The sequence below is a fragment of the Streptomyces sp. NPDC059897 genome (assembly GCF_042730865.1).
Classification (GTDB): Bacteria; Actinomycetota; Actinomycetes; order Streptomycetales; family Streptomycetaceae; genus Streptomyces.
In genome coordinates this window covers 14,484-32,346 of sequence record NZ_JBHWKQ010000060.1, presented here as the reverse complement: position 1 = coordinate 32,346, position 17,863 = coordinate 14,484, and the positions used below count along the sequence as shown (strand labels likewise).

Sequence of the window (17,863 nt, the reverse complement as noted above, 5' to 3'; positions counted from 1 at the left end):
CGTCGAGGGGCCGGACTTCCGCAGCTCACTGCGAGCCGCGGAAGTCCGGCCCCTCCACGATGAGGCCCGCCACCAGCGCGCCGGACATGCCCGCGTGCGGCAGCCCGCCGCCAGGGTGGGACCAGCCGCCCACGGTCGTCAGGCCGGGCAGCGCCGTCGTGTTCGGCGCGTGCAGCAGCTCGCCGCCCGCCGCCGCGAGCGCGGGGCCCGGCACGGCGCCGCCCTCGGCCCCGGTGGCCTCGGCGATGTCCCGCGGGGTGCGGACCTCGTGCCACAGCAGCCGCTCGCGCAGCTCCGGCACCGCACGCTCGGCCGCCGCGAGGACCCGCTCCACCTCGGCCTCGCCCACGCGCGCGTGAGCCGGCACGGTCACCGTGAGGGTGATCGCCTCGTGCCCGGCGTCGGGCACCCCGGCCGGGTCCCCGGTGCGCAGCACCGCGACCGTCGGTCGCTTCGGCGCCGCGCCGTCCTCGAAGAGCCAGGCCAACTCGGCGTCCCGGTCCGCCCCGTGTACGACCGTCCGATGCGGGGTGCCTTCAGGCCGGCCCCCGAGCAGCGCGAGGTGCACGGTCAGGCGGCTCGGCCACGACGACTCGTGCTGGGCCGGCCCCTCGGTGCGCACGGGCCGCCCGGGCAGCAGCCCGCTCAGGACGCCCGGAGCGACACCCGCCACCACGAACTCGGCTTCCTCCACCGTGCCGTCGGCCAGCTCCACACCGGCCGCGCGGCCGTCCTTCTCCACGATCCGGGTGACGGCCGAGCCGAATCTGAACTCGACCTTCCGCTTCAGGCAGCGCGCGTGCACGGCGTCCGCGAGGGCCCGCATCCCGCCGGACACGGCCCACGTCCCGAAGGTCTGCTCCATGTACGGGAGCACGGCCGCGCTCGCCGGTGCCGTACGCGGGTCGAGCCCGGACGCCAGCGCGTACTGCTCGAGAAGCGCCACCAGGCGCGGCTCCCCGCCCAGTTCGAGCGCGCCGATCCCGGCGAGGGTCGTCGCCGCGCGGTCCTTGCGCAGGACCCGCTTGTGCACGACCGCGGGGTACGGCTCGCGGTCGGCCAGCACCTGCCAGTTCGGCCACAGCGGCTCTTCGAGCAGCGGGCGCCGGGAGCGGTCCCAGGCCTCCCGCGCGCGGCCCATGAACGCCGACCAGCGCCCGCCCGCGCCGGAGCCGATCGCCGCGTCCAGCGCCTCGGCGACGCCACCGCGCCGCGCGTTCGGCAGGTCCGCCGTCGTGCCGTCCGCGAAGACGTGCCGCACGGCCGGCTCGATCTGGGTGAGGCCGACGAGGTCCTCCAGCGGCTCCTTGCCGGTCTTGATGAACAAGTCCCGGGGGACCGCGGGCAGATGGAGCAGCCCCGGTCCCGTGTCGAACGCGAAGCCGTCGCGCTCGATCAGGCCCAGCGAGCCGCCGTACGTCGACGCGCGCTCGAAGACCACCGGTCGGTGGCCCGCGACGGCCAGCCGAGCGGCGGCCGCCATGGCGCCCATCCCCGCGCCGATCACCGCAATTCGTGCCATGCCAGGGACTTTATCCGCCACCACTGACAACGCCGCCGCCAGGTCGTACCGGCCCGGCGGGCCGCTGAGTGCAGGGGCGGAGTTCTCCTGGGCCTGAGCGCGCACCCCTGAGTATCCGTACCTAGTCGGGGAGATGAGTAGGTACGCGGATGGGGGGCGACCTGCGCAGACGGGAGAGTGGTGGGCACGGAGAGAGGCACGGGAACGGCACCGCCGACACGGGGCGGCGGAACGGATCGAGTGCCTCTTGCCGCTCCTCTCGCCCGCAAGGGCGGGAGTGAGGACGGGGGACCCTGGGGGCGACCGAACGGGGGTCCAACGGGGGAAACGGGGGATCCAACGGGGGAAAACGGGGGATCCACGGGGGATGCGCCGGTCCGGTGAGGCCTGAGAACGACCACAGGCCCTGCCGGACCGGCGCTTCATTTGTGTGTGCCGGAGGCCGCGCGCCCCTCAGGCCTTGCCCGTCAGCGGCTGCCCGCCGCCCACGCGCCCCTGGAGCAGCAGCGACAGCGCGCCGTGCACGTCGTCGAGCGAGCGCTCGGGCTGGAACGCCTGCCAGTCCAGGGCGGCCACGAGGACCATGCCGACGAGGGCCGCCGCCGTGAGCGGCACGTCGATCTCCTCGCTCAGCTCGCCGCTCCGCACGGCGGCCCGCAGCACGTCCTCGACCACGGCGACCGCCTCCTGGCGGACCACGGCGAGCGTGGACTGCCAGGCACGGTTGGTGCGCCACAGCTCGGCGACGTACAGCTGGGTGAAGGCCGGGTACTCGTCGATGAACACGAGGCCCGCACGGATCATCGCGTCGAGGGCGTCGACCTTGCTGCCGCCGTTCTCGTCCGCTTTCTGTGCCGCCTCCCGGAGGGAGGCGGTGAGGAGCCCGACGCCGTGCCGCAGCAGCTCCTCGAAGAGGACCGACTTGCTGGCGAAGTTGTAGTAGACCGTGCCCTTCGCGACCCCGGCCCGCTCGGCGATCTCGTCGACCGTGGTCGCGGAGAAGCCCTGCTCCGCGATGAGCGTGACCGCGGCCTCGTAGAGCTTCTGCCGAGTGGCCTGACGCCGTGTGCTGCTTTCCATGCCCCTGATTCTCACAGGAGCGGCGGTGGGCGCGCTCACAGGCTCAGCTCCGGGTGCAGCCGGTCGAGCGTCCACACCTGCTTGCGCCGGGCCGTCCACGCCGTGAGGGCGAGCGCGCCCGCCGTGAACGCGGTGAGCACCACGCACGCCTGCCACACCGGTCCGAGGTCACCGCCGGATATCAGCCGCCGCAGGGCCTCCACGACGTAGCTCATCGGCAGGAACGGGTGGAGCGCGTTGAAGAAGCCGGGGCTCGTCTGCACGGGATACGTGCCGCCCGCCGACGTCAGCTGGAGCATCAGGAACGCGAGCACGAGGATGCGGCCCGCCGCACCGAAGCGCGCGTTCAGCCACTGCACGATCGCCGCGAAGCACGCCGTGACGAGGCCAAGGAAGCCGACCGTGCCCGCCGCGTGCAGCATCTCCAGGCCGAGCGCCCAGTGCAGTACGGACATCAGGGCCGCCACCTGGAGGCAGCCGAGGGCGGCCACGGGCAGCCAGCCCGCGAACGCCACCCGCCAGGACGAGGCGCCCGCCGCGAGGGCCCGCCGGTTCATCGGCTGGATCAGCATGTAGGCGACCATCGCGCCCACCCACAGGGAGAGCGGGATGAAGTACGGGGCGAAGCCCGTCCCGTAGTTGGGCGCCTTGTGCAGCGACTGGGAGGCCAGCTTGACCGGGTCGGCCATCACGCCGGTGCGCTGATCGCGGTCCTTCTTGTCGTAGTCGGGGATCTTCCGCACGCCGTCGTGCAGCCCGCCGGCGAGCTCGCCCGAGCCGTCGGCCAGCTGGAACATCCCGCCGTTCAGGTCGTCCGCTCCGGTGTTCAACCTGCCGACCCCGGCGTCGAGTTCCGCCGAACCGGTCTGTGCCGTGCCGAGCCCCGTGTGCAGCTTCTTGGCGCCCGCGGCGACCTGTCCCGCCCCGTCGTTGAGCTTGTTGATCTGGGCGACCGCGCTCTCGACGTCCTGGTCGAGCGTCGGGGCGTGCCTGGCCAGGTTCTCGGACTGCTCCTGGAGGGTGGCCAGATGGCTGTCCATCGCGCCCAGGTCGCCGTGCTCGTCCTGGATGAGCGTGTTCAGGTCGTCGGAGATCGTGGCGACGTCGTTCGCCGCCGTCTTCGCCTTCTTCAGGTCCGGGCAGGCCGGGTCGTCGATGACCGACTTCTCGCAGCGCCTTTCGTAGACGGCGTCCAGAGCGTCGGAACCCGCGTGCGCGCCCGTGCGCGCGGTGGGGGCGATCTTCACCAGGGTGTCCAGGTTGTGCCGCACGCCCTTGGCGGAGTCGGCGACCAGGCGTGCCGTGTCGGCGATCGCCTTCTTGTTGCCCTTCAGGAAGGGGCGCACCTGGTCGGCGGCGCCGTTCACCTTGTCGGCGAGCAACTGCGTGCCGTCGGAGACCTGTCGGGACCCCGATTCCAGGTCGCCGGCCCCGGTGGTGAGCTTCGTCAGGCCGCTCTCCAGGTCGCCGCTGCCCTTCTTGGCGTCCTTCAGGCCGTCGGCCAGGTCCTTCGAGCCCTTCTTGGCCTTGCCGATGCCGCCCTCGAGCTGGTCCGCGCCCTTGGCCGCCTTCTTCGTCGCGTCATGGATGTCCGAGAAGGACACGAAGATCTTGTCGAGGAACGAGCGCGACGCGTTGGTGGAGGCCGCGGAGCGCACCTCGGAGAAGACCGTCCGGGAGATCTGCCCGACGATGTAGTTGTTCGCGTCGTTCGTGCGCACCTGAAGGGCGCCGGTCTCGGGGGAGTCCCCGGAACTCGACGCGATGCGCTCGCTGAAGTCCTCCGGCATGGTCAGCGACAGGTAGTACGTGCCGTCCTCCACGCCCTTCTTCGCCTGCGCCGAGTCGACCTCGTGCCACTGGAAGGTGTCGCTGTCGTACAGCCCCTTGGTGATGTCGTCGCCCGCGCTGATCTTCTGGCCCGCGGCCGACGCGCCCTTGTCGTCGTTGACCAGCGCCACGGGGATCTTGTCGAGCTTCCCGTACGGGTCCCAGAACGACCACAGGTACAGCGCCCCGTAGAGCAGCGGCAGCAGCAGGAGCGCGACGAGTGCGGCACGCGGCAGCTTTCCCCTGCCGAAGCGCCTGAGTTCAAGCGCGGCGAGCTTCGGCGAGCGCATCGGCCGTCTCCTTCACGGTGCCGTCCGCGGATTCGTCAGCGGTGTCGTTCGTGGTGTCGTTCGCGGTGTCGTTCGTGGTGTTCACCGGGGCGGTCGACACGACGACCGCCCCTGCGGGGGCCTCGCTGCACACGGCGACGACCGTCGTGCCCGAGCCGGCCACGGCCCGCAACTGGGCCCAGATCTCGGCCCGTTCGACGTCAGCGAGCTTCAGGTCGGTGTCGTCGACACCGATCAGGCGCGGGCGGCCGATGAGCGCGAGCGCCAGGGACAGGCGCAGCGCCTCGAGGCGCTCCAGGTCGCGCACGGAGGTGCGGGAGCCCTTCGGCAGGGTCTCGGTGTCGAGCCCCGCCGCGGCGAGCGCGGCGTCGATGCGCAGACTCGCCTCGGCCCGCCGCTCGGCGGGCGTGCGCAGCAGCCCGCGCAGCGTGCCGTCGAACCTCCGCTGCAGCAGCGCCTGTTCCCGCAGGTGCTCCGCCACGGTCAGGGCGGGGTCCAGCTCCGTCACACCCGGCACGTGGGCGAGCGCGCTCATCCTGCGGACGGCGGTCAGCTGCTTCGGCAGCCGCATCCCGCCGACCCGCGCCGTGCCCTCGCTCGGCTTCATCCGCCCGGTCAGCGCGAGCAGCAGGCAGGTGCGCCCGCTGCCGGAGGGGCCCTCGACGGCGACGAGCGAGCCCGCCGCCGCGTCGACGTCGACACCGCGGAAGGCCCAGCCCCGCGGTCCCTTGAGGCCGAACCCCGTGGCGGCCACCGAGGCTCCTGCCGCCGCCCCGTGCTCGTCCGCGTCGGCTGCGTTGGCCGGGTTGGCTGGATTGTCCGGGCTCGTCGCCCCGCTCGCCGGGCCGTCCATGGGTCCCCCCTGGGCACTTCTTTGAACTGACTGGTCAGTGCAAAAGCTAGCCCGAACTTCCGATCGAAGCAAAATGCCTGGTCAGAGCCGATTGTCAGTGGCGTACCCCACGATGGGCACATACGGCCACAGTGCCGTCACACAGACGACAGGAGGTTCGTCATGGCTGGACACAAGGCACCCACCACAGCTGCCACCCGCCGCGGCGCCACCGGCCCTGCCCCCTCACCCACCACCGGACCGGCGAGCGACATCCACCCGGTGCTCCGCCGGGCCGGCGCCCCGCCCGCCGCCCTGGACCTGCTCGCCCAGGCCCGCGCAGGACTCGACGAGGCGTCCGTGCTCGAGACGGCCAACGAGCGGTACGCCACGGCCCATCTCGCCGCGCTGCGCACCGCCGCCGCCGTGCTCGCGGCCCGCGGCAGGCCCGAGTCCACGCCCCGGCGGCGCGCCAAGATACGCAGCGCGTGGGAGGTGCTCCCCGAGATAGCACCCGAACTGGCGGAGTGGAGCGCCCTGTTCGCCTCCGGCGCCACCAAGCGGGCCCGCGCGGAGGCGGGCATCCGCGATGCGGCCACCGCCCGCGACGCCGACGACCTGCTGCGTGACGTGGCGATGTTCCTGCGCCTCGTCGAGCGCGCGCTCGTGCTGCAGCCGGTGCTGCCCCAGCCCCGGCAGGAGGGGGACGAGCGCCCGAGCCGGAGGAAGGTGCAGGACGCCGGGTAGCGCGCGGGGCCGTGCGCACGGATGGCGTGGGCGCGGGGCCGCGCCCATTAGGGTGGAGGCGCCCGAACCTGTACCTGCTCCGCCGCCGGTCGGAGCCGCCCCGAGGAGTCACCTGCCGTGTCGGATCACCACCCGCGAACCACGTCACCGCGCTCCGACTCCTCGCGGCCCCGCGCCTCCCTCCGTACCGCCGTGGTCTGGGACGTCCTCAAGGAAGCCCTCGACCGGCGGGCCAAGTCGGCCGGGAGCGAGATCCTCGACGTACTCGACACCGGGGGCGGCAGCGGCAACTTCGCAGTGCCGGTCGCCCAGCTGGGCCACCGCGTCACCGTCGTCGACCCGAGTCCGAACGCGCTGTTCGCCCTGGAGCGCAGGGCGGCGGAGGCCGGCGTCGAGGACCGGGTGCGCGGCGTCCAGGGCGATGTCTCCGGCCTGTTCGACGTCGTCGAGCGCGACGGCTACGACGCGGTCCTGTGCCACGGCGTCCTCGAGTACGTGGAAGAGCCGGCGGAGGGCGTGCGCAACGCCGTGGGCGCGCTGCGCTCCGGCGGCGTGCTCAGCCTGCTCGCCGCGGGCCTCGGCGGCGCCGTCATCGCGCGGGCCCTCGCCGGGCACTTCAAGGAGGCCAGGCAGGCGCTCGACGACCCGGCGGGCCGGTGGGGCGAGGGCGACCCGGTGCCGCGCCGCTTCACGGCCGAGCAGCTCACGGACCTCCTCGGCGGGGCCGGCGTGGACGTCGGCTCGGTGCACGGCGTGCGGGTCTTCGCGGACCTCGTCCCCGGCGTCCTCGTGGACACCGAACCGAGCGCGCAGCAGGAGCTGCTGAAGCTCGAGGCCGCCGCCGCCGAGCTGCCCGCCTTCCATGCGGTGGCCACGCAGCTGCACGTGCTCGGTGAGAAGCGAGTGGCCGAAGAGGCCTGATCGGCCCGGCCGGTGGCCGGGAGCTGCCGCTGATCAGCGGCGCAGCGATTGATGGAGTACGCCACAGGCCCCCCGATCGGAGGCTCGGCGCCGTATGATCTGAGGAGACCGTCCGGCATGACGGGTCGGCCACTGGGGCATGTCGCCCTGTGAGGCCGGGGCGCCGTGTCGCGGTCGGCAATGGCGAATGTTGGCGTAGAGGGGCGGGTTTCACGGGGGCGATTCCCTGCCTATCCTGAAGGGGACCCCCGGTCGCCCCGGCGACTGCACGATGAGGAGGACTCCGTGCCGCTCTCGGAGCACGAGCAGCGCATGCTCGAGCAGATGGAGCGAGCGCTGTACGCCGAAGATCCCAAGTTCGCGACAGCGCTTGAGGGAAGCGGGCTGCGTACATACACCCGACGTCGGGTCTATCAGGCAGTCGTGGGCTTCCTGGTGGGTATCGCGCTCCTCATGGCAGGAATGGTCGCGCAGCAGATCTGGATCAGCGTGGTGGGGTTCCTCGTCATGCTGGGATGTGCGGTGCTCGCCGTCACCGGCTGGCGCAAGGCCCCCAAACCAGGGGAGCAGCCGGCGGCCGGAGCAGCAGGGGCCGTGCCGGGCGCGGGCGCGCCGCCGACCCGAAGGCAGGGCAAGCAGAAGCGCTCCATGATGGACCGCATCGAGCAGCGCTGGCAGCGCCGCAGGGACGAGCAGGGCGGCCGCTGAACAGCAGGCGGTGAGCCGCCCGCCCCAGCAGGACAGCAGGACATGCGCCCACATCAGGACATGCACAAAGGGTGACCGCGTCGCGCGGTCACCCTTTCTGCGTAACCGGCCGGTTCAGCCTTCCTGGCGGGTCGGCCGCGTCGGCCGGCTGAACCTGCCGCGCACGCTCACCGTGACCGCCTCCCAGCGCCGCGCCGCCGCCCACACCACCCGGACGGCCGAGCGGGGTGCGAACGTCGCACGGAGCCGTGTCGACCGGCTCGACTTCGCGTGCAGATCGTCGTGCAGGCGGCGTACGTCCTCGCCCAGACCCGACACGGGCCGGGGGCGCGGCGCGTACAGGACCTGCTCCACCGCCGCGGCCACCCGGTGCACGCTGTCGGCCGCCTCGGGTTCGAGTTCGCCGATCCGGACGATGCGGGCGGCCGCCGTCCGCGGGGTCAGCGAGTCGTCGGGACCGATGCCGTGGTCCCACGCCGTGTCCGTCACCTCGTGCCAGGCGGCCAGGGTGCGACCGGCGGCATCGGCGGCCGTGCGGCCCGCCGCGCCGAGCCGCACGGCCCGGACCCGCCTGCGCCACAGCATCGGCAGCAGCGGCACCACGACGGCCAGCAGGGCGATCAGGGACACCACCGCGATGGTGCCGATCGGTGGCCCGTCGTCCGGCGGGCCGCCCACGACCGCGGGTGCGGTGTCGCCGCAGCTTCCTTCCCTGCGCTGGGCCAGCGAGCAGCTCTCGGACGTCGAGGGCTCCGGGGCCGTGGGCGCGGCGGAGGCGGACTCGCTGGGCGCCGCCGGGTTGCTGGAGCTGCCCTCGGGGCTGTCGTCCACCGTGTAGTCGGGGGCCGTGCCGCGGTTCGGCGTGGGCTCGAAGCGGGTCCAGCCGACGCCCTCGAAGTACAGCTCGGGCCAGGCGTGCGCGTCGCGCAGGCCCACCGAGTACTTCCCCTCGCCCGCGGGCACGCCCGGCGTGAAACCGACCGCGACCCGGGCCGGGATGCCCAGCGTGCGCGCCATGGCGGCCATCGAGAAGGAGAAGTGGACGCAGAAGCCCTCCTTCTGCCTCAGGAACCGGGCTATCGCGGCGGAACCGCTGCCCGCCCGCACCTCCGTGTTGTACGTGAAGCCGCCGTTGACCGCGAAGTAGTCCTGCAGCTTCACCGCGCGCTCGTAATTGTTCGACGCGCCCTCGGTGACCTTGAGCGCGGTCGTGCGCACCACGTCGGGCAGCGAGGCGGGCACCTTGGTGAACTCGCGGACCATGCCGCCCGCCGGCGTGCCCGCGTCGGCGAGCTGCTGCGGTGTCGGCCGCACGATCAGGCTGTCGACGGTGTACGTCTGCCCGCGCGTGGTCTGCCCGTGGTCGCCGACCAGGGTCCGGCCGACCCGTTCGAAGCGCCAGCGCCCGTCGATCCCCACCTTCGTGGCCGGGTAGGGCATCGGCAGCCAGTCCTGCGCGTACCAGTCGGCCGCCGAGATCGTCGTACGGACCTGGGTCCTGCGCACGTCGGCGCCCAGGCCCGGCGGGTCGGGCAGGGCGGACGGCACGTCGTCGATGCTGCGCACCGAGGGGCGCCAGGTCGTGCCGTCGAACTCGTCGAGCGCGACGATCCGCAGATACATGTCGGACGTCTGGTCCGCGTTCGTCCGGTACGTCATCACCTCCCGGTCCTCCGGCTGGTTCAGGCTGTTCTGCAGCGAGACCAGCGGGTTGACCGCGGAGATCGTGCCGCCGCCACCGGCGCCGCCGCGCACACCGCTGCCGGACGGGCCGAGGAGCCCGCCGTCGAGGGCGGGCAGGGCGAGCGGCACCACCAGGGCGAGCCCGAGGGCGACGGCGCCGATGCGGCGGCCGGTACGGACCGGGGCGAGGGCCCCGCGCCCGCCCTCCTGCACGGGTGTGGACGCGCCGGGCGAGCGCCCGGCACCGCCGAACACCCGGCCCCACTGGGCGAGCCGGTCGCGCCCCTCGGCGAGCAGCAGCAGGAGATAGCCGCCTGCCGCGAGCAGGAACCACAGCCAGTCGGCGCCGCCCTCGAAGAGACCGGCGGCCACCGAGTACAGGGCGAGCAGCGGCAGCCCGGCCGGGGCCGCGCTGCGGAACGTCACCGCGAGGGCGTCCACGAAGAGACCGATCACCAGCGAGCCGCCGACCAGCATCAGCCGGATGCCGTCGGTCAGCGGCGCCGGTATCGCGTACCGGCCCACGTCCTCGCCGCCCGCCTGGAGCAGCACCCCGAAGTGCTGGAAGGCCTCGGGGCCCGGCAGGAACGCGCCGATCGCCTGCTCGCGGGCGAAGAGGACGGTGAGCAGCAGCAGCGACACCAGGGCCTGCGCCGCCACCGTCAGCGGGCGGGCGAGCGGCACCCTGCGGGTGAGCGCGCCGACCGAGGCCTGGATCACCAGCAGGACCACGATCTGGATCAGCCACGTGGACCGGTCGACCAGCGGGAGCAGCGCGCACGAGGCCAGGAACGTGGCCAGCGTGGCGCAGATCGACAGGCGGGCGCCGCCGCTCATGACCAACCCCCTGGGGTGTTCGGGGCGTCCGGGGGACCGGTCGGCGCGGAGAGCCCCGTGCGCTCCCGGTCCGCCTGCCGCCAGAGCTCTTCGAGGGACGCGCCGTGCGGCACGGCCACCGCGGTCCAGCCTGCCTCCTGCAGCATCCGCAGCCGCTCGGTGCAGCGCTCCGAGACCGGCGCCCCGGGGCCCTGGGTCCAGGAGCCGCTGTCCAGGAGGAAGGCGAGCGCGCCACCGCTGCGGCGGCGCATCTTGGCGACGACGGAGGCCTGCTCCTCGTCCAGGTCGCCGAAGAAGGCGATCAGGAGCCCTTCGTTGCCACCGCGCAGGACGTCGTACGCGGCGGAGAGCGTGCCGCTGTCGGAGTGGTCGACGACGGCGAGCGTGTCCATCATCAGGCCCGCCGCGTCCGCCGACTCCTGGCTGGCGCCCGCGAAGCCGTCGGTGCCCTCACCCGGTACCGCGTTTCCCGTGTCCGTCAACAGTCGGACGGAGAAGCCGCGTTCGAGCATGTGCACCAGGGCGGAGGCGGTGCCGGACACCGCCCACTCGAAGGCCGAGTCGGGCCCGGCGCCCTGGAAGGCGGGCGCCCGGGTGTCGAGCAGCACGGTGCAGCGGGCCCGCTGCGGCTGCTCCTCGCGGCGCACCATCAGCTCGCCGTAGCGCGCGGTGGAGCGCCAGTGGACGCGCCGCAGATCGTCCCCGTACCGGTAGCCGCGCGGGATCACGTCGTCCTCGCCGGCCAGGGCGAGCGAGCGCTGCCGCCCGTCCCCGTACCCCTTGGCCTCACCCGTGAGCCGCACCGGCGGCAGCGCCGTCACGCGCGGGATCACCGTCAGGCTGTCGTACGTCGAGAAGGACCGGGTCAGTTCGCACATCCCGAAGGGGTCCGTGAGGCGCAGCTGCAGCGGGCCCAGCGGATAGCGGCCGCGCAGGTCGGAGCGGACCCGGTAGGACACCTCGCGGCGGCCGCCCGCCTCGACCCGGTCGAGCACGAACCGGGGCCGCGGACCGAGCACGTACGGCACCCGGTCCTGGAGCATCAGCAGGCCGGTCGGCAGCCGGGAGATGTTGTCCATGCGCAGATGCACGCGCGCCTCGGAACCCGCGGGTACGCGCGCGGGGGAGAGGCGGCGGCTGCCCGCGACCCGGTAGCGGGTGCGGTACAGGACGGCCGCGCACACCAGCGGCAGCACGGCGAGCAGCAGCCCCACCCGCAGCAGATCGCTCTGCCCGAGGACGTACGCGCAGATGCCGGCCGCGATGCCGGCGGCCAGGAAGGAGCGGCCGCGTGTGGTGAGTCCGGCGAGGGCGGTGCGCACACCGCTCCTGTCGCCGACGTTCTTGCCCGCGCCACCGTCCGTGAATCCGCCCCCCGGATCCGGCGCGTAAGGCCCGACGTGTCCCCCCGGCGTCATCACAGCCTCCGCGGACCGGGCGGCTGCTGGCCGTACAGCGGAGGAGTCGTCGAGTCGTAGGTTTGCGCGGCGCGGGGCTCGGCGGCCGGGACCGGGGTGCGCTGCAGGATGTCGAGGACGACCTGCTCGGCGGTCCGCCGGTTCAACTGGGCCTGCGCGGTGGGCAGCAGACGGTGTGCCAGGACCGCCACGGCCAGCGTCTGCACGTCGTCGGGCAGCGCGTAGTCACGGCCGCCGAGGGCCGCCGCCGCCTTGGCCGCGCGCAGCAGGTGCAGCGTCGCGCGCGGGGAGGCACCGAGTCTGAGGTCGGGGTGGCTGCGCGTGGCGGCGACCAGGTCCACCGCGTAGCGCCGTACGGCGTCGGCGACGTGGACCGTGCGGACCGCGTCGATGAGCTTCACGATCTCGTGCGCGTGCGCCACCGGCTGCAGGTCGTCCAGCGGGTTCACACCGCCGTGCACGTCCAGCATCTGCAGCTCGGCCTCCGGGCTCGGATAGCCGATGGAGACGCGGGCCATGAAGCGGTCGCGCTGGGCCTCGGGCAGCGGGTAGGTGCCCTCCATCTCGACCGGGTTCTGCGTGGCCACCACCATGAACGGGCTGGGCAGTTCGTACGTCTGCCCGTCGATGGTGACCTGGCGCTCCTCCAGGGACTCCAGGAGCGCGGACTGCGTCTTCGGAGACGCGCGGTTGATCTCGTCCCCGATCACGATCTGCGCGAAGATCGCGCCCGGCTTGAACTCGAAGTCCCGGCGCTGCTGGTCCCAGATGGACACACCGGTGATGTCCGAGGGCAGCAGGTCGGGCGTGAACTGGATGCGGCGCACCGAGCAGTCGATGGACCGCGCGAGCGCCTTCGCCAGCATCGTCTTGCCGACGCCCGGAACATCCTCGATGAGCAGGTGCCCCTCCGCGAGCAGCACGGTCAGCGAGAGCCTTACGACCTCCGGCTTGCCCTCGATCACACCCTCCACCGACCCGCGCACGCGCTCTGCGGTGGTGGTCAGATCAGTAAGGCTCGCTCGATCGTCATAGGTCGTCACCCGGCCCTCCTCGGCCCGTACGTTCCGGGCCGACGCGCTACGACACGAACCGGCCCACCCCGATACACGGACAGCGCGCACGAGTTGTTCGCCGCTCGTGCGGATGTCACACACGCATTCTTGTTGGCGTTACCGGTTCGTGTCACTCGCCTGTGGACAACTGGCCGCGATATGTCAGGGCTTAGGGCCTTTTGAGAGGAAGGTCGACCGTGGCCGGAGGGGGGTCAGGCCGGTTCGATCTCCCGCAGCAGCCCCGTCTTCACGTCGAAGACAAAGCCGCGCACGTCGTCGGTGTGCAGCAGGAAGGGGGAGGTGCGCACCTTCTGGATGGACTGGCGCACGTCCTGGTCGACATTGCGGAAGCCCTCGACCGCCCAGGTGGGTCGCTGGCCGACCTCCATCTCCAGGTCGGTCCTGAAGTCCTCGGTCAGGCCTTCGAGGCCGCAGTTGCTGTGGTGGATGAGGACCACGCTGCGGGTGCCGAGCGCGCGCTGGCTGACGGTGAGGGAGCGGATCACGTCGTCGGTGACGACGCCGCCGGCGTTGCGGATCGTGTGGCAGTCGCCGAGTTCGAGGCCGAGGGCGGCGTGCAGGTCGAGGCGGGCGTCCATGCAGGCGACCACGGCGACCTGCAGCACGGGGCGCGCGTCCATGCCGGGGTCGGTGAACGCGGCGGCGTACTGCCCGTTCGCGTCGACGAGGCGGTCGGTCACGCTGCCGTCGGCGGGTATGGCGCCTTCGGAGGGGGCTCCAGAGGGGAGGTGAGCAGAAGTCGTCATGACTATGACGGTAGCCGTCACGCCTGGTCCGGGCCCGCTGTGAGAGGGGACAAAGAACATCATCGCGCCTTGTTGTGAGCGACCCCACACAGCGGGTGCGGCCTCGGCCGCCCGGGTGAATTCACCCGGTTCGCGGCTCGGGGTGCGAAGGCCGCGACGCGCAGCGCGCTGGGGCGACCGGTTGATTGACCGGGCGGCACCGTGGACTAAAGTGACGCCGACCCCAGATAACCACGCAACGATGCAACACGGAGATCCCGGCACTGCCCTCCCGGCACCTGTCGGAACGCTCCCCGCGTGCGCGGCGCGTACGTACGGCTCGGCCTCCTCCCGCTCCGGTCGGCCGGCGTCACTTCCCCGGCGCCGACGGATCATTCCCCTTCACGAGCGGGCGGGGACCCGGCAGTGCGTACGTCCCCCACGCCGGACTTGAGAGGGACCCTTGAGCCAGCGACACGTTCCGGTCATGCTCCAGCGCTGCTTGGACGTGTTGGCTCCGGCGCTCGCCCAGCCGGGCGCGGTCGTCGTCGACTGCACGCTCGGCCTCGGCGGGCACAGCGAGGCGCTGCTCTCCACGTTCCCCTCGTGCCGCCTCGTCGCGCTGGACCGCGACAAGGAAGCGCTGCGGCTGTCCGGTGAGCGCCTCGCGCCCTTCGGTGACCGGGCCACCCTCGTGCACGCCGTCTACGACGAACTGCCCGAGGTCCTGGACCGGTTGGACATCCCGAAGGTGCAGGGCGTCCTGTTCGACCTCGGCGTCTCCTCCATGCAGCTCGACGAGGCCGACCGCGGTTTCGCGTACGCGCAGGACGCGCCGCTCGACATGCGCATGGACCAGACGACCGGGATGAGCGCCGCCGAGGTGCTCAACACGTACCCGCCGGGCGAACTGGTGCGGATCCTGCGCCAGTACGGCGAGGAGAAGCAGGCCAAGCGCATTGTTTCGGCCATCGTCCGAGAGCGCGAGAAGGAGCCGTTCAGCAACAGCGCCCGGCTCGTCGAGCTGATCCGCGACTCCCTGCCGCAGGCCGCCAAGCGCACCGGCGGCAACCCGGCCAAGCGCACCTTCCAGGCCCTGCGCATCGAGGTCAACGGCGAGCTGAGCGTGCTGGAGCGGGCGATCCCGGGCGCCGTGAAGTCGCTCGCGGTCGGCGGCCGGATCGCCGTCCTGTCGTACCACTCGCTGGAAGACCGCCTGGTCAAGCAGGTGTTCGCGGCCGGAGCCAGCAATACGGCGCCGCCCGGACTGCCCGTCGTCCCCGAGCAGTTCCAGCCCCGCCTGAAGCTGCTCACCCGCGGCGCCGAACTCCCCACGGAGGAAGAGGTCGCGGAGAACCGCAGGGCCGCTCCGGCACGGCTGCGGGGTGCGCAGCGCATCCGCGAGGATGTCGAGGGGTGACGGCCGAGTGACGTACGCGCGCGTGGAGGGGTGGTCATGAGCGCCAGCAGTGGCTCGAAAGGTTCGCTGCGCGGCAGGGCCGCCCGCCTTGCGCGGCTGCTCCCGCTCGGCCCGTCCGGCGGCACGCAGGCGGCGCGCACCCCATTCGTCCTCCTCGTCGTGCTGCTCCTCGGCGGCGGTCTCATCACGCTCCTGATGCTGAACTCCTCGCTCAACGAGGGCTCGTTCCAGCTCACCAAGCTCAAGAAGCAGACCACCGAGCTCACCGACGACGAGCAGGAACTCCAGCGCGACGTCGACTCCTACTCGGCCCCCGACGCCCTCCTGCAGCGCGCCCACCGGCTCGGCATGGTGCCCGGCGGCGACCCGGCGTTCCTGGAGCCGGACGGCACCGTCAAGGGCATGCCGAGCCCCGCCGCCGGGCCGCCCGCCCCGCCACAGCCCGAGCCGACGCAGACCCCGAGCGCGAGCGCCTCGCCCTCCTCCGCGAGCCCGTCTCCTTCGGACAGCACGTCCCCCTCCGCCAATCCTTCCGAGTCGGCGAGTCCGAACTCCTCGGTCGAGCCCTCCCCTTCGAGCACCGGCAGGTGACGCCATGACCGACAGGGAGCCCCCGCGCCGCCGCGTGCCAGGCCCCGCGCGCCCGCCGCGCACCGGACGCCCCGCGCCCAGGCCCGCGCCGAAGGCGGGGTCCAAGGCCGTGCCCAGGCCCGCCCCCAAGGCCGCCCAGAAGGGCCGCCCGGCCGGCCGCCGCCCGGCCCCGCCGAGGCCGAAGCCGAAGCCGAAGGCGCCCTCCCGGCTGCGCCTCGGCAGCCCCAAGCCGCGCCTGCGCATGGTGAGCCTGGGCCTCACGCTCGTCCTGATGGTCTTCGTCGTCCGCCTCTTCCAGGTGCAGGGCGTCGACGCCAGCGCGTACGCCGCGAAGGCCTCGCTGAACCGATACGTCAGCCACTCCATCGCCGCCGAGCGCGGCGGCATCACGGACCGCAGCGGCGTCGAGCTCGCCGCGAGCGTGGACGCGTACGACATCACCGCCGACCCGACGCTGTTCACGAAGAAGGCCACCAAGGTCGACGACGCGCCCGAGCAGGCGGCGGCGCTGCTCTCGCCGATCATCGGGGTCGACGCGGCCGAGCTGACCAAGAAGCTGCGGACGAAGAACACGCGCTACGTGCGGCTCGCCCCGCGACAGACGCCGCAGGTCTGGAAGCAGATCAAGGACCTGCGGACCACGCTGAACGAGAAGGCGAACGCCGCGGGCCGCGAGGCGAGCGTGCTCTCCGGTGTGGTCGCCGACCCCAGCAGCAAGCGCGTCTACCCCAACGGCGACCTCGCCGCGGGCGTCCTCGGCTGGGTCAACGCCGACGGCAAGGGCGGCGGCGGTGTCGAGCAGCAGCTCGACAAGGAACTCGCGGGCAAGGCCGGAAAGATCCGCTACGCCCAGTCCGGCGGCCAGCAGGTGCCGACCGCGGGCACCACCGAACAGCCCGCGGTCCCCGGTTCGGACGTCGAGCTGACCATCGACCGCGACATCCAGTGGGCCGCGCAGAACGCCATCGACGAGCAGGTCAAGGAGTCGAAGGCGGACCGCGGCTACGTGATAGTGCAGGACACCAAGACCGGCGAGGTCCTCGCCATGGCGAACGCGCCCGGCTTCGACCCGAACGACCTGGCCGACGCCAAGGCGGAGGCCCTGGGCAACGCTGCTGTCCAGGACGCGTACGAGCCGGGCTCCACCGCCAAGGTCATGTCGATGGCGGCCGTCCTGGAGGAGGAGGCGGCCACCCCCGGCACCCACGTCACCGTCCCCAACCGGCTGCACCGCGGCGACCGGCTCTTCCAGGACGACGTCGACCACCCGACCTGGCACCTCACGCTCAACGGCGTGCTCGCCAAGTCCAGCAACATCGGCACCATCCTGGCGACGGGGCAGCTCGGCAAGACGCAGCCGGCGGCCAACGCCTCGCTCTACTCCTACCTGCACAAGTTCGGCATCGGCCGGGAGAGCGGCCTCGGCTTCCCCGGCGAGACGTCCGGCATCCTCGCGCCCGCCGACGAGTGGTCCACGTCGCAGCAGTACACGATCCCGTTCGGCCAGGGCTTCTCCATCAACGCGATGCAGGCCGCCTCCGTGTACTCGACCATCGCCAACGACGGCGTACGCGTGCAGCCCACCCTCGTACGCGGCACCAAGGGCCCCGACGGACGGTTCAGGCCGGCGCCGAAGCCCAAGGAGAACCGCGTCATCAGCAAGAAGACCGCCAAGACCGTCGCGCAGATGCTGGAGTCCGTGGTCGACGACGAGGAGGGCACGGGCACGAAGGCCCGCATCCCGGGCTACCGCGTCGCGGGCAAGACGGGCACGGCCAACCGCGTGGATCCGGCCACCGGCCGCTACAAGGGATACACGTCGTCGTTCGCCGGTTTCGCGCCGGCCGACAAGCCGCGCGTGACGGTCTACTGCGCGATCCAGAACGCCACCAAGGGCGGCTACTTCGGCGGCCAGATCTGCGGGCCGATCTACAAGAAGGTCATGGAGTTCGCCCTGAAGACGCTCCAGGCCCCGCCGACGGGCGACAAGCCGGCCCGGCTGCCCGTCACGTTCAAGCCATGACCGACGGTGATCTTTCGTGACGGCCATCACCCCCGATTCAGGGAACCGCCCGGCGCCACGCCCCTCGCCACGCCCCTCGCTTCGCCCGGCGGGGGGTGGGCCCGGTACGCTCACGCCGTGCCACACGCTGATCAGTCCCAAACCACCCAGAAGGGCGCAC

At 72.6% G+C, this 17,863-nt stretch carries 14 protein-coding genes; 6 read left to right on the top strand and 8 right to left on the bottom strand.

The genetic code is table 11. From position 1 onward, the window contains the following. Window positions 1-25: 25 nt before the first annotated feature. The 4 genes from ACFV9W_RS36535 to ACFV9W_RS36520 form a co-directional block, all read right to left on the bottom strand. Window positions 26-1,522 (bottom strand): phytoene desaturase family protein, encoded by a 1,497-nt coding sequence (locus ACFV9W_RS36535; protein ID WP_385769913.1) that lies wholly within the window; start codon window positions 1,520-1,522, stop codon window positions 26-28. A 453-nt stretch (window positions 1,523-1,975) separates the two neighbouring features. Next, window positions 1,976-2,602, bottom strand: a complete 627-nt coding sequence (locus tag ACFV9W_RS36530) for a TetR/AcrR family transcriptional regulator (protein ID WP_385769911.1) — start codon at window positions 2,600-2,602, stop codon at window positions 1,976-1,978. 35 nt (window positions 2,603-2,637) lie between these two features. Next, complete coding sequence (locus tag ACFV9W_RS36525) at window positions 2,638-4,722, bottom strand: YhgE/Pip family protein (RefSeq protein WP_385769909.1); 2,085 nt, start codon at window positions 4,720-4,722, stop codon at window positions 2,638-2,640. After that, window positions 4,694-5,575 (bottom strand): ATP-binding cassette domain-containing protein, encoded by an 882-nt coding sequence (locus ACFV9W_RS36520; RefSeq protein WP_385769907.1) that lies wholly within the window; start codon window positions 5,573-5,575, stop codon window positions 4,694-4,696. The genes ACFV9W_RS36525 and ACFV9W_RS36520 overlap by 29 nt, the downstream gene beginning before the upstream one ends. Window positions 5,576-5,737: 162 nt before the next feature. On the opposite strand from ACFV9W_RS36520, the gene ACFV9W_RS36515 reads away from it, so the two are divergent. The 3 genes from ACFV9W_RS36515 to ACFV9W_RS36505 all read left to right on the top strand — a co-directional run bounded on the left by ACFV9W_RS36515 (window position 5,738) and on the right by ACFV9W_RS36505 (window position 7,930). Beyond that, a complete protein-coding gene (locus tag ACFV9W_RS36515) occupies window positions 5,738-6,301 on the top strand; it encodes an SAV_6107 family HEPN domain-containing protein (protein WP_385769905.1) in 564 nt (187 codons plus the stop codon). A gap of 117 nt (window positions 6,302-6,418) precedes the next feature. Then, window positions 6,419-7,222, top strand: a complete 804-nt coding sequence (locus tag ACFV9W_RS36510; protein ID WP_385769903.1) for a class I SAM-dependent methyltransferase — start codon at window positions 6,419-6,421, stop codon at window positions 7,220-7,222. A 285-nt stretch (window positions 7,223-7,507) separates the two neighbouring features. After that, a complete protein-coding gene (locus ACFV9W_RS36505) occupies window positions 7,508-7,930 on the top strand; it encodes a DUF3040 domain-containing protein (RefSeq protein ID WP_385769901.1) in 423 nt (140 codons plus the stop codon). Window positions 7,931-8,044: 114 nt separating this feature from the next. On the opposite strand, the gene ACFV9W_RS36500 is transcribed toward ACFV9W_RS36505, so the two are convergent. The 4 genes from ACFV9W_RS36500 to ACFV9W_RS36485 form a co-directional block, all read right to left on the bottom strand. Beyond that, the gene (locus ACFV9W_RS36500; RefSeq protein ID WP_385769899.1) at window positions 8,045-10,450 is read right to left on the bottom strand and encodes a DUF3488 and DUF4129 domain-containing transglutaminase family protein; all 2,406 of its coding nucleotides are present in this window, start codon (window positions 10,448-10,450) and stop codon (window positions 8,045-8,047) included. Further along, window positions 10,447-11,868 carry a DUF58 domain-containing protein gene (locus ACFV9W_RS36495; RefSeq protein WP_385769897.1) on the bottom strand — a complete coding sequence of 474 codons (1,422 nt, stop codon included), beginning with the start codon at window positions 11,866-11,868 and terminating at the stop codon, window positions 10,447-10,449. Before ACFV9W_RS36495 ends, ACFV9W_RS36500 begins: the two co-directional genes overlap by 4 nt. Beyond that, window positions 11,868-12,911 carry an AAA family ATPase gene (locus tag ACFV9W_RS36490; RefSeq protein WP_385769895.1) on the bottom strand — a complete coding sequence of 348 codons (1,044 nt, stop codon included), beginning with the start codon at window positions 12,909-12,911 and terminating at the stop codon, window positions 11,868-11,870. Before ACFV9W_RS36490 ends, ACFV9W_RS36495 begins: the two co-directional genes overlap by 1 nt. 224 nt (window positions 12,912-13,135) lie before the next feature. Then, on the bottom strand, window positions 13,136-13,753 hold the full coding sequence (locus ACFV9W_RS36485) for a beta-class carbonic anhydrase (RefSeq protein WP_385769893.1): 618 nt from the start codon (window positions 13,751-13,753) through the stop codon (window positions 13,136-13,138). Between the two features lie 379 nt (window positions 13,754-14,132). On the opposite strand from ACFV9W_RS36485, the gene rsmH reads away from it, so the two are divergent. The 3 genes from rsmH to ACFV9W_RS36470 are packed head-to-tail and all read left to right on the top strand — an operon-like array spanning window position 14,133 to window position 17,703. Beyond that, window positions 14,133-15,089 (top strand): 16S rRNA (cytosine(1402)-N(4))-methyltransferase RsmH, encoded by a 957-nt coding sequence (gene rsmH / locus ACFV9W_RS36480; RefSeq protein ID WP_385769891.1) that lies wholly within the window; start codon window positions 14,133-14,135, stop codon window positions 15,087-15,089. 36 nt (window positions 15,090-15,125) lie between these two features. Then, the gene (locus ACFV9W_RS36475) at window positions 15,126-15,680 is read left to right on the top strand and encodes a septum formation initiator family protein (RefSeq protein ID WP_385769889.1); all 555 of its coding nucleotides are present in this window, start codon (window positions 15,126-15,128) and stop codon (window positions 15,678-15,680) included. A gap of 4 nt (window positions 15,681-15,684) precedes the next feature. Continuing rightward, window positions 15,685-17,703: a peptidoglycan D,D-transpeptidase FtsI family protein gene (locus ACFV9W_RS36470; protein WP_385769887.1), complete on the top strand. Its 2,019-nt coding sequence runs from the start codon at window positions 15,685-15,687 to the stop codon at window positions 17,701-17,703. The last annotated feature ends 160 nt before the right edge of the window (window positions 17,704-17,863 follow it).

Coding starts and splice junctions, on each gene's coding strand:
- ACFV9W_RS36535 (WP_385769913.1), bottom strand. CDS start 1,522: ATGGCACGAATTGCGGTGATCGGCGCGGGGATGGGCGCCATGGCGGCC.
- ACFV9W_RS36530 (WP_385769911.1), bottom strand. CDS start 2,602: ATGGAAAGCAGCACACGGCGTCAGGCCACTCGGCAGAAGCTCTACGAG.
- ACFV9W_RS36525 (WP_385769909.1), bottom strand. CDS start 4,722: ATGCGCTCGCCGAAGCTCGCCGCGCTTGAACTCAGGCGCTTCGGCAGG.
- ACFV9W_RS36520 (WP_385769907.1), bottom strand. CDS start 5,575: ATGGACGGCCCGGCGAGCGGGGCGACGAGCCCGGACAATCCAGCCAAC.
- ACFV9W_RS36515 (WP_385769905.1), top strand. CDS start 5,738: ATGGCTGGACACAAGGCACCCACCACAGCTGCCACCCGCCGCGGCGCC.
- ACFV9W_RS36500 (WP_385769899.1), bottom strand. CDS start 10,450: ATGAGCGGCGGCGCCCGCCTGTCGATCTGCGCCACGCTGGCCACGTTC.
- ACFV9W_RS36495 (WP_385769897.1), bottom strand. CDS start 11,868: ATGACGCCGGGGGGACACGTCGGGCCTTACGCGCCGGATCCGGGGGGC.
- ACFV9W_RS36485 (WP_385769893.1), bottom strand. CDS start 13,753: ATGATGTTCTTTGTCCCCTCTCACAGCGGGCCCGGACCAGGCGTGACG.
- ACFV9W_RS36475 (WP_385769889.1), top strand. CDS start 15,126: ATGAGCGCCAGCAGTGGCTCGAAAGGTTCGCTGCGCGGCAGGGCCGCC.
- ACFV9W_RS36470 (WP_385769887.1), top strand. CDS start 15,685: ATGACCGACAGGGAGCCCCCGCGCCGCCGCGTGCCAGGCCCCGCGCGC.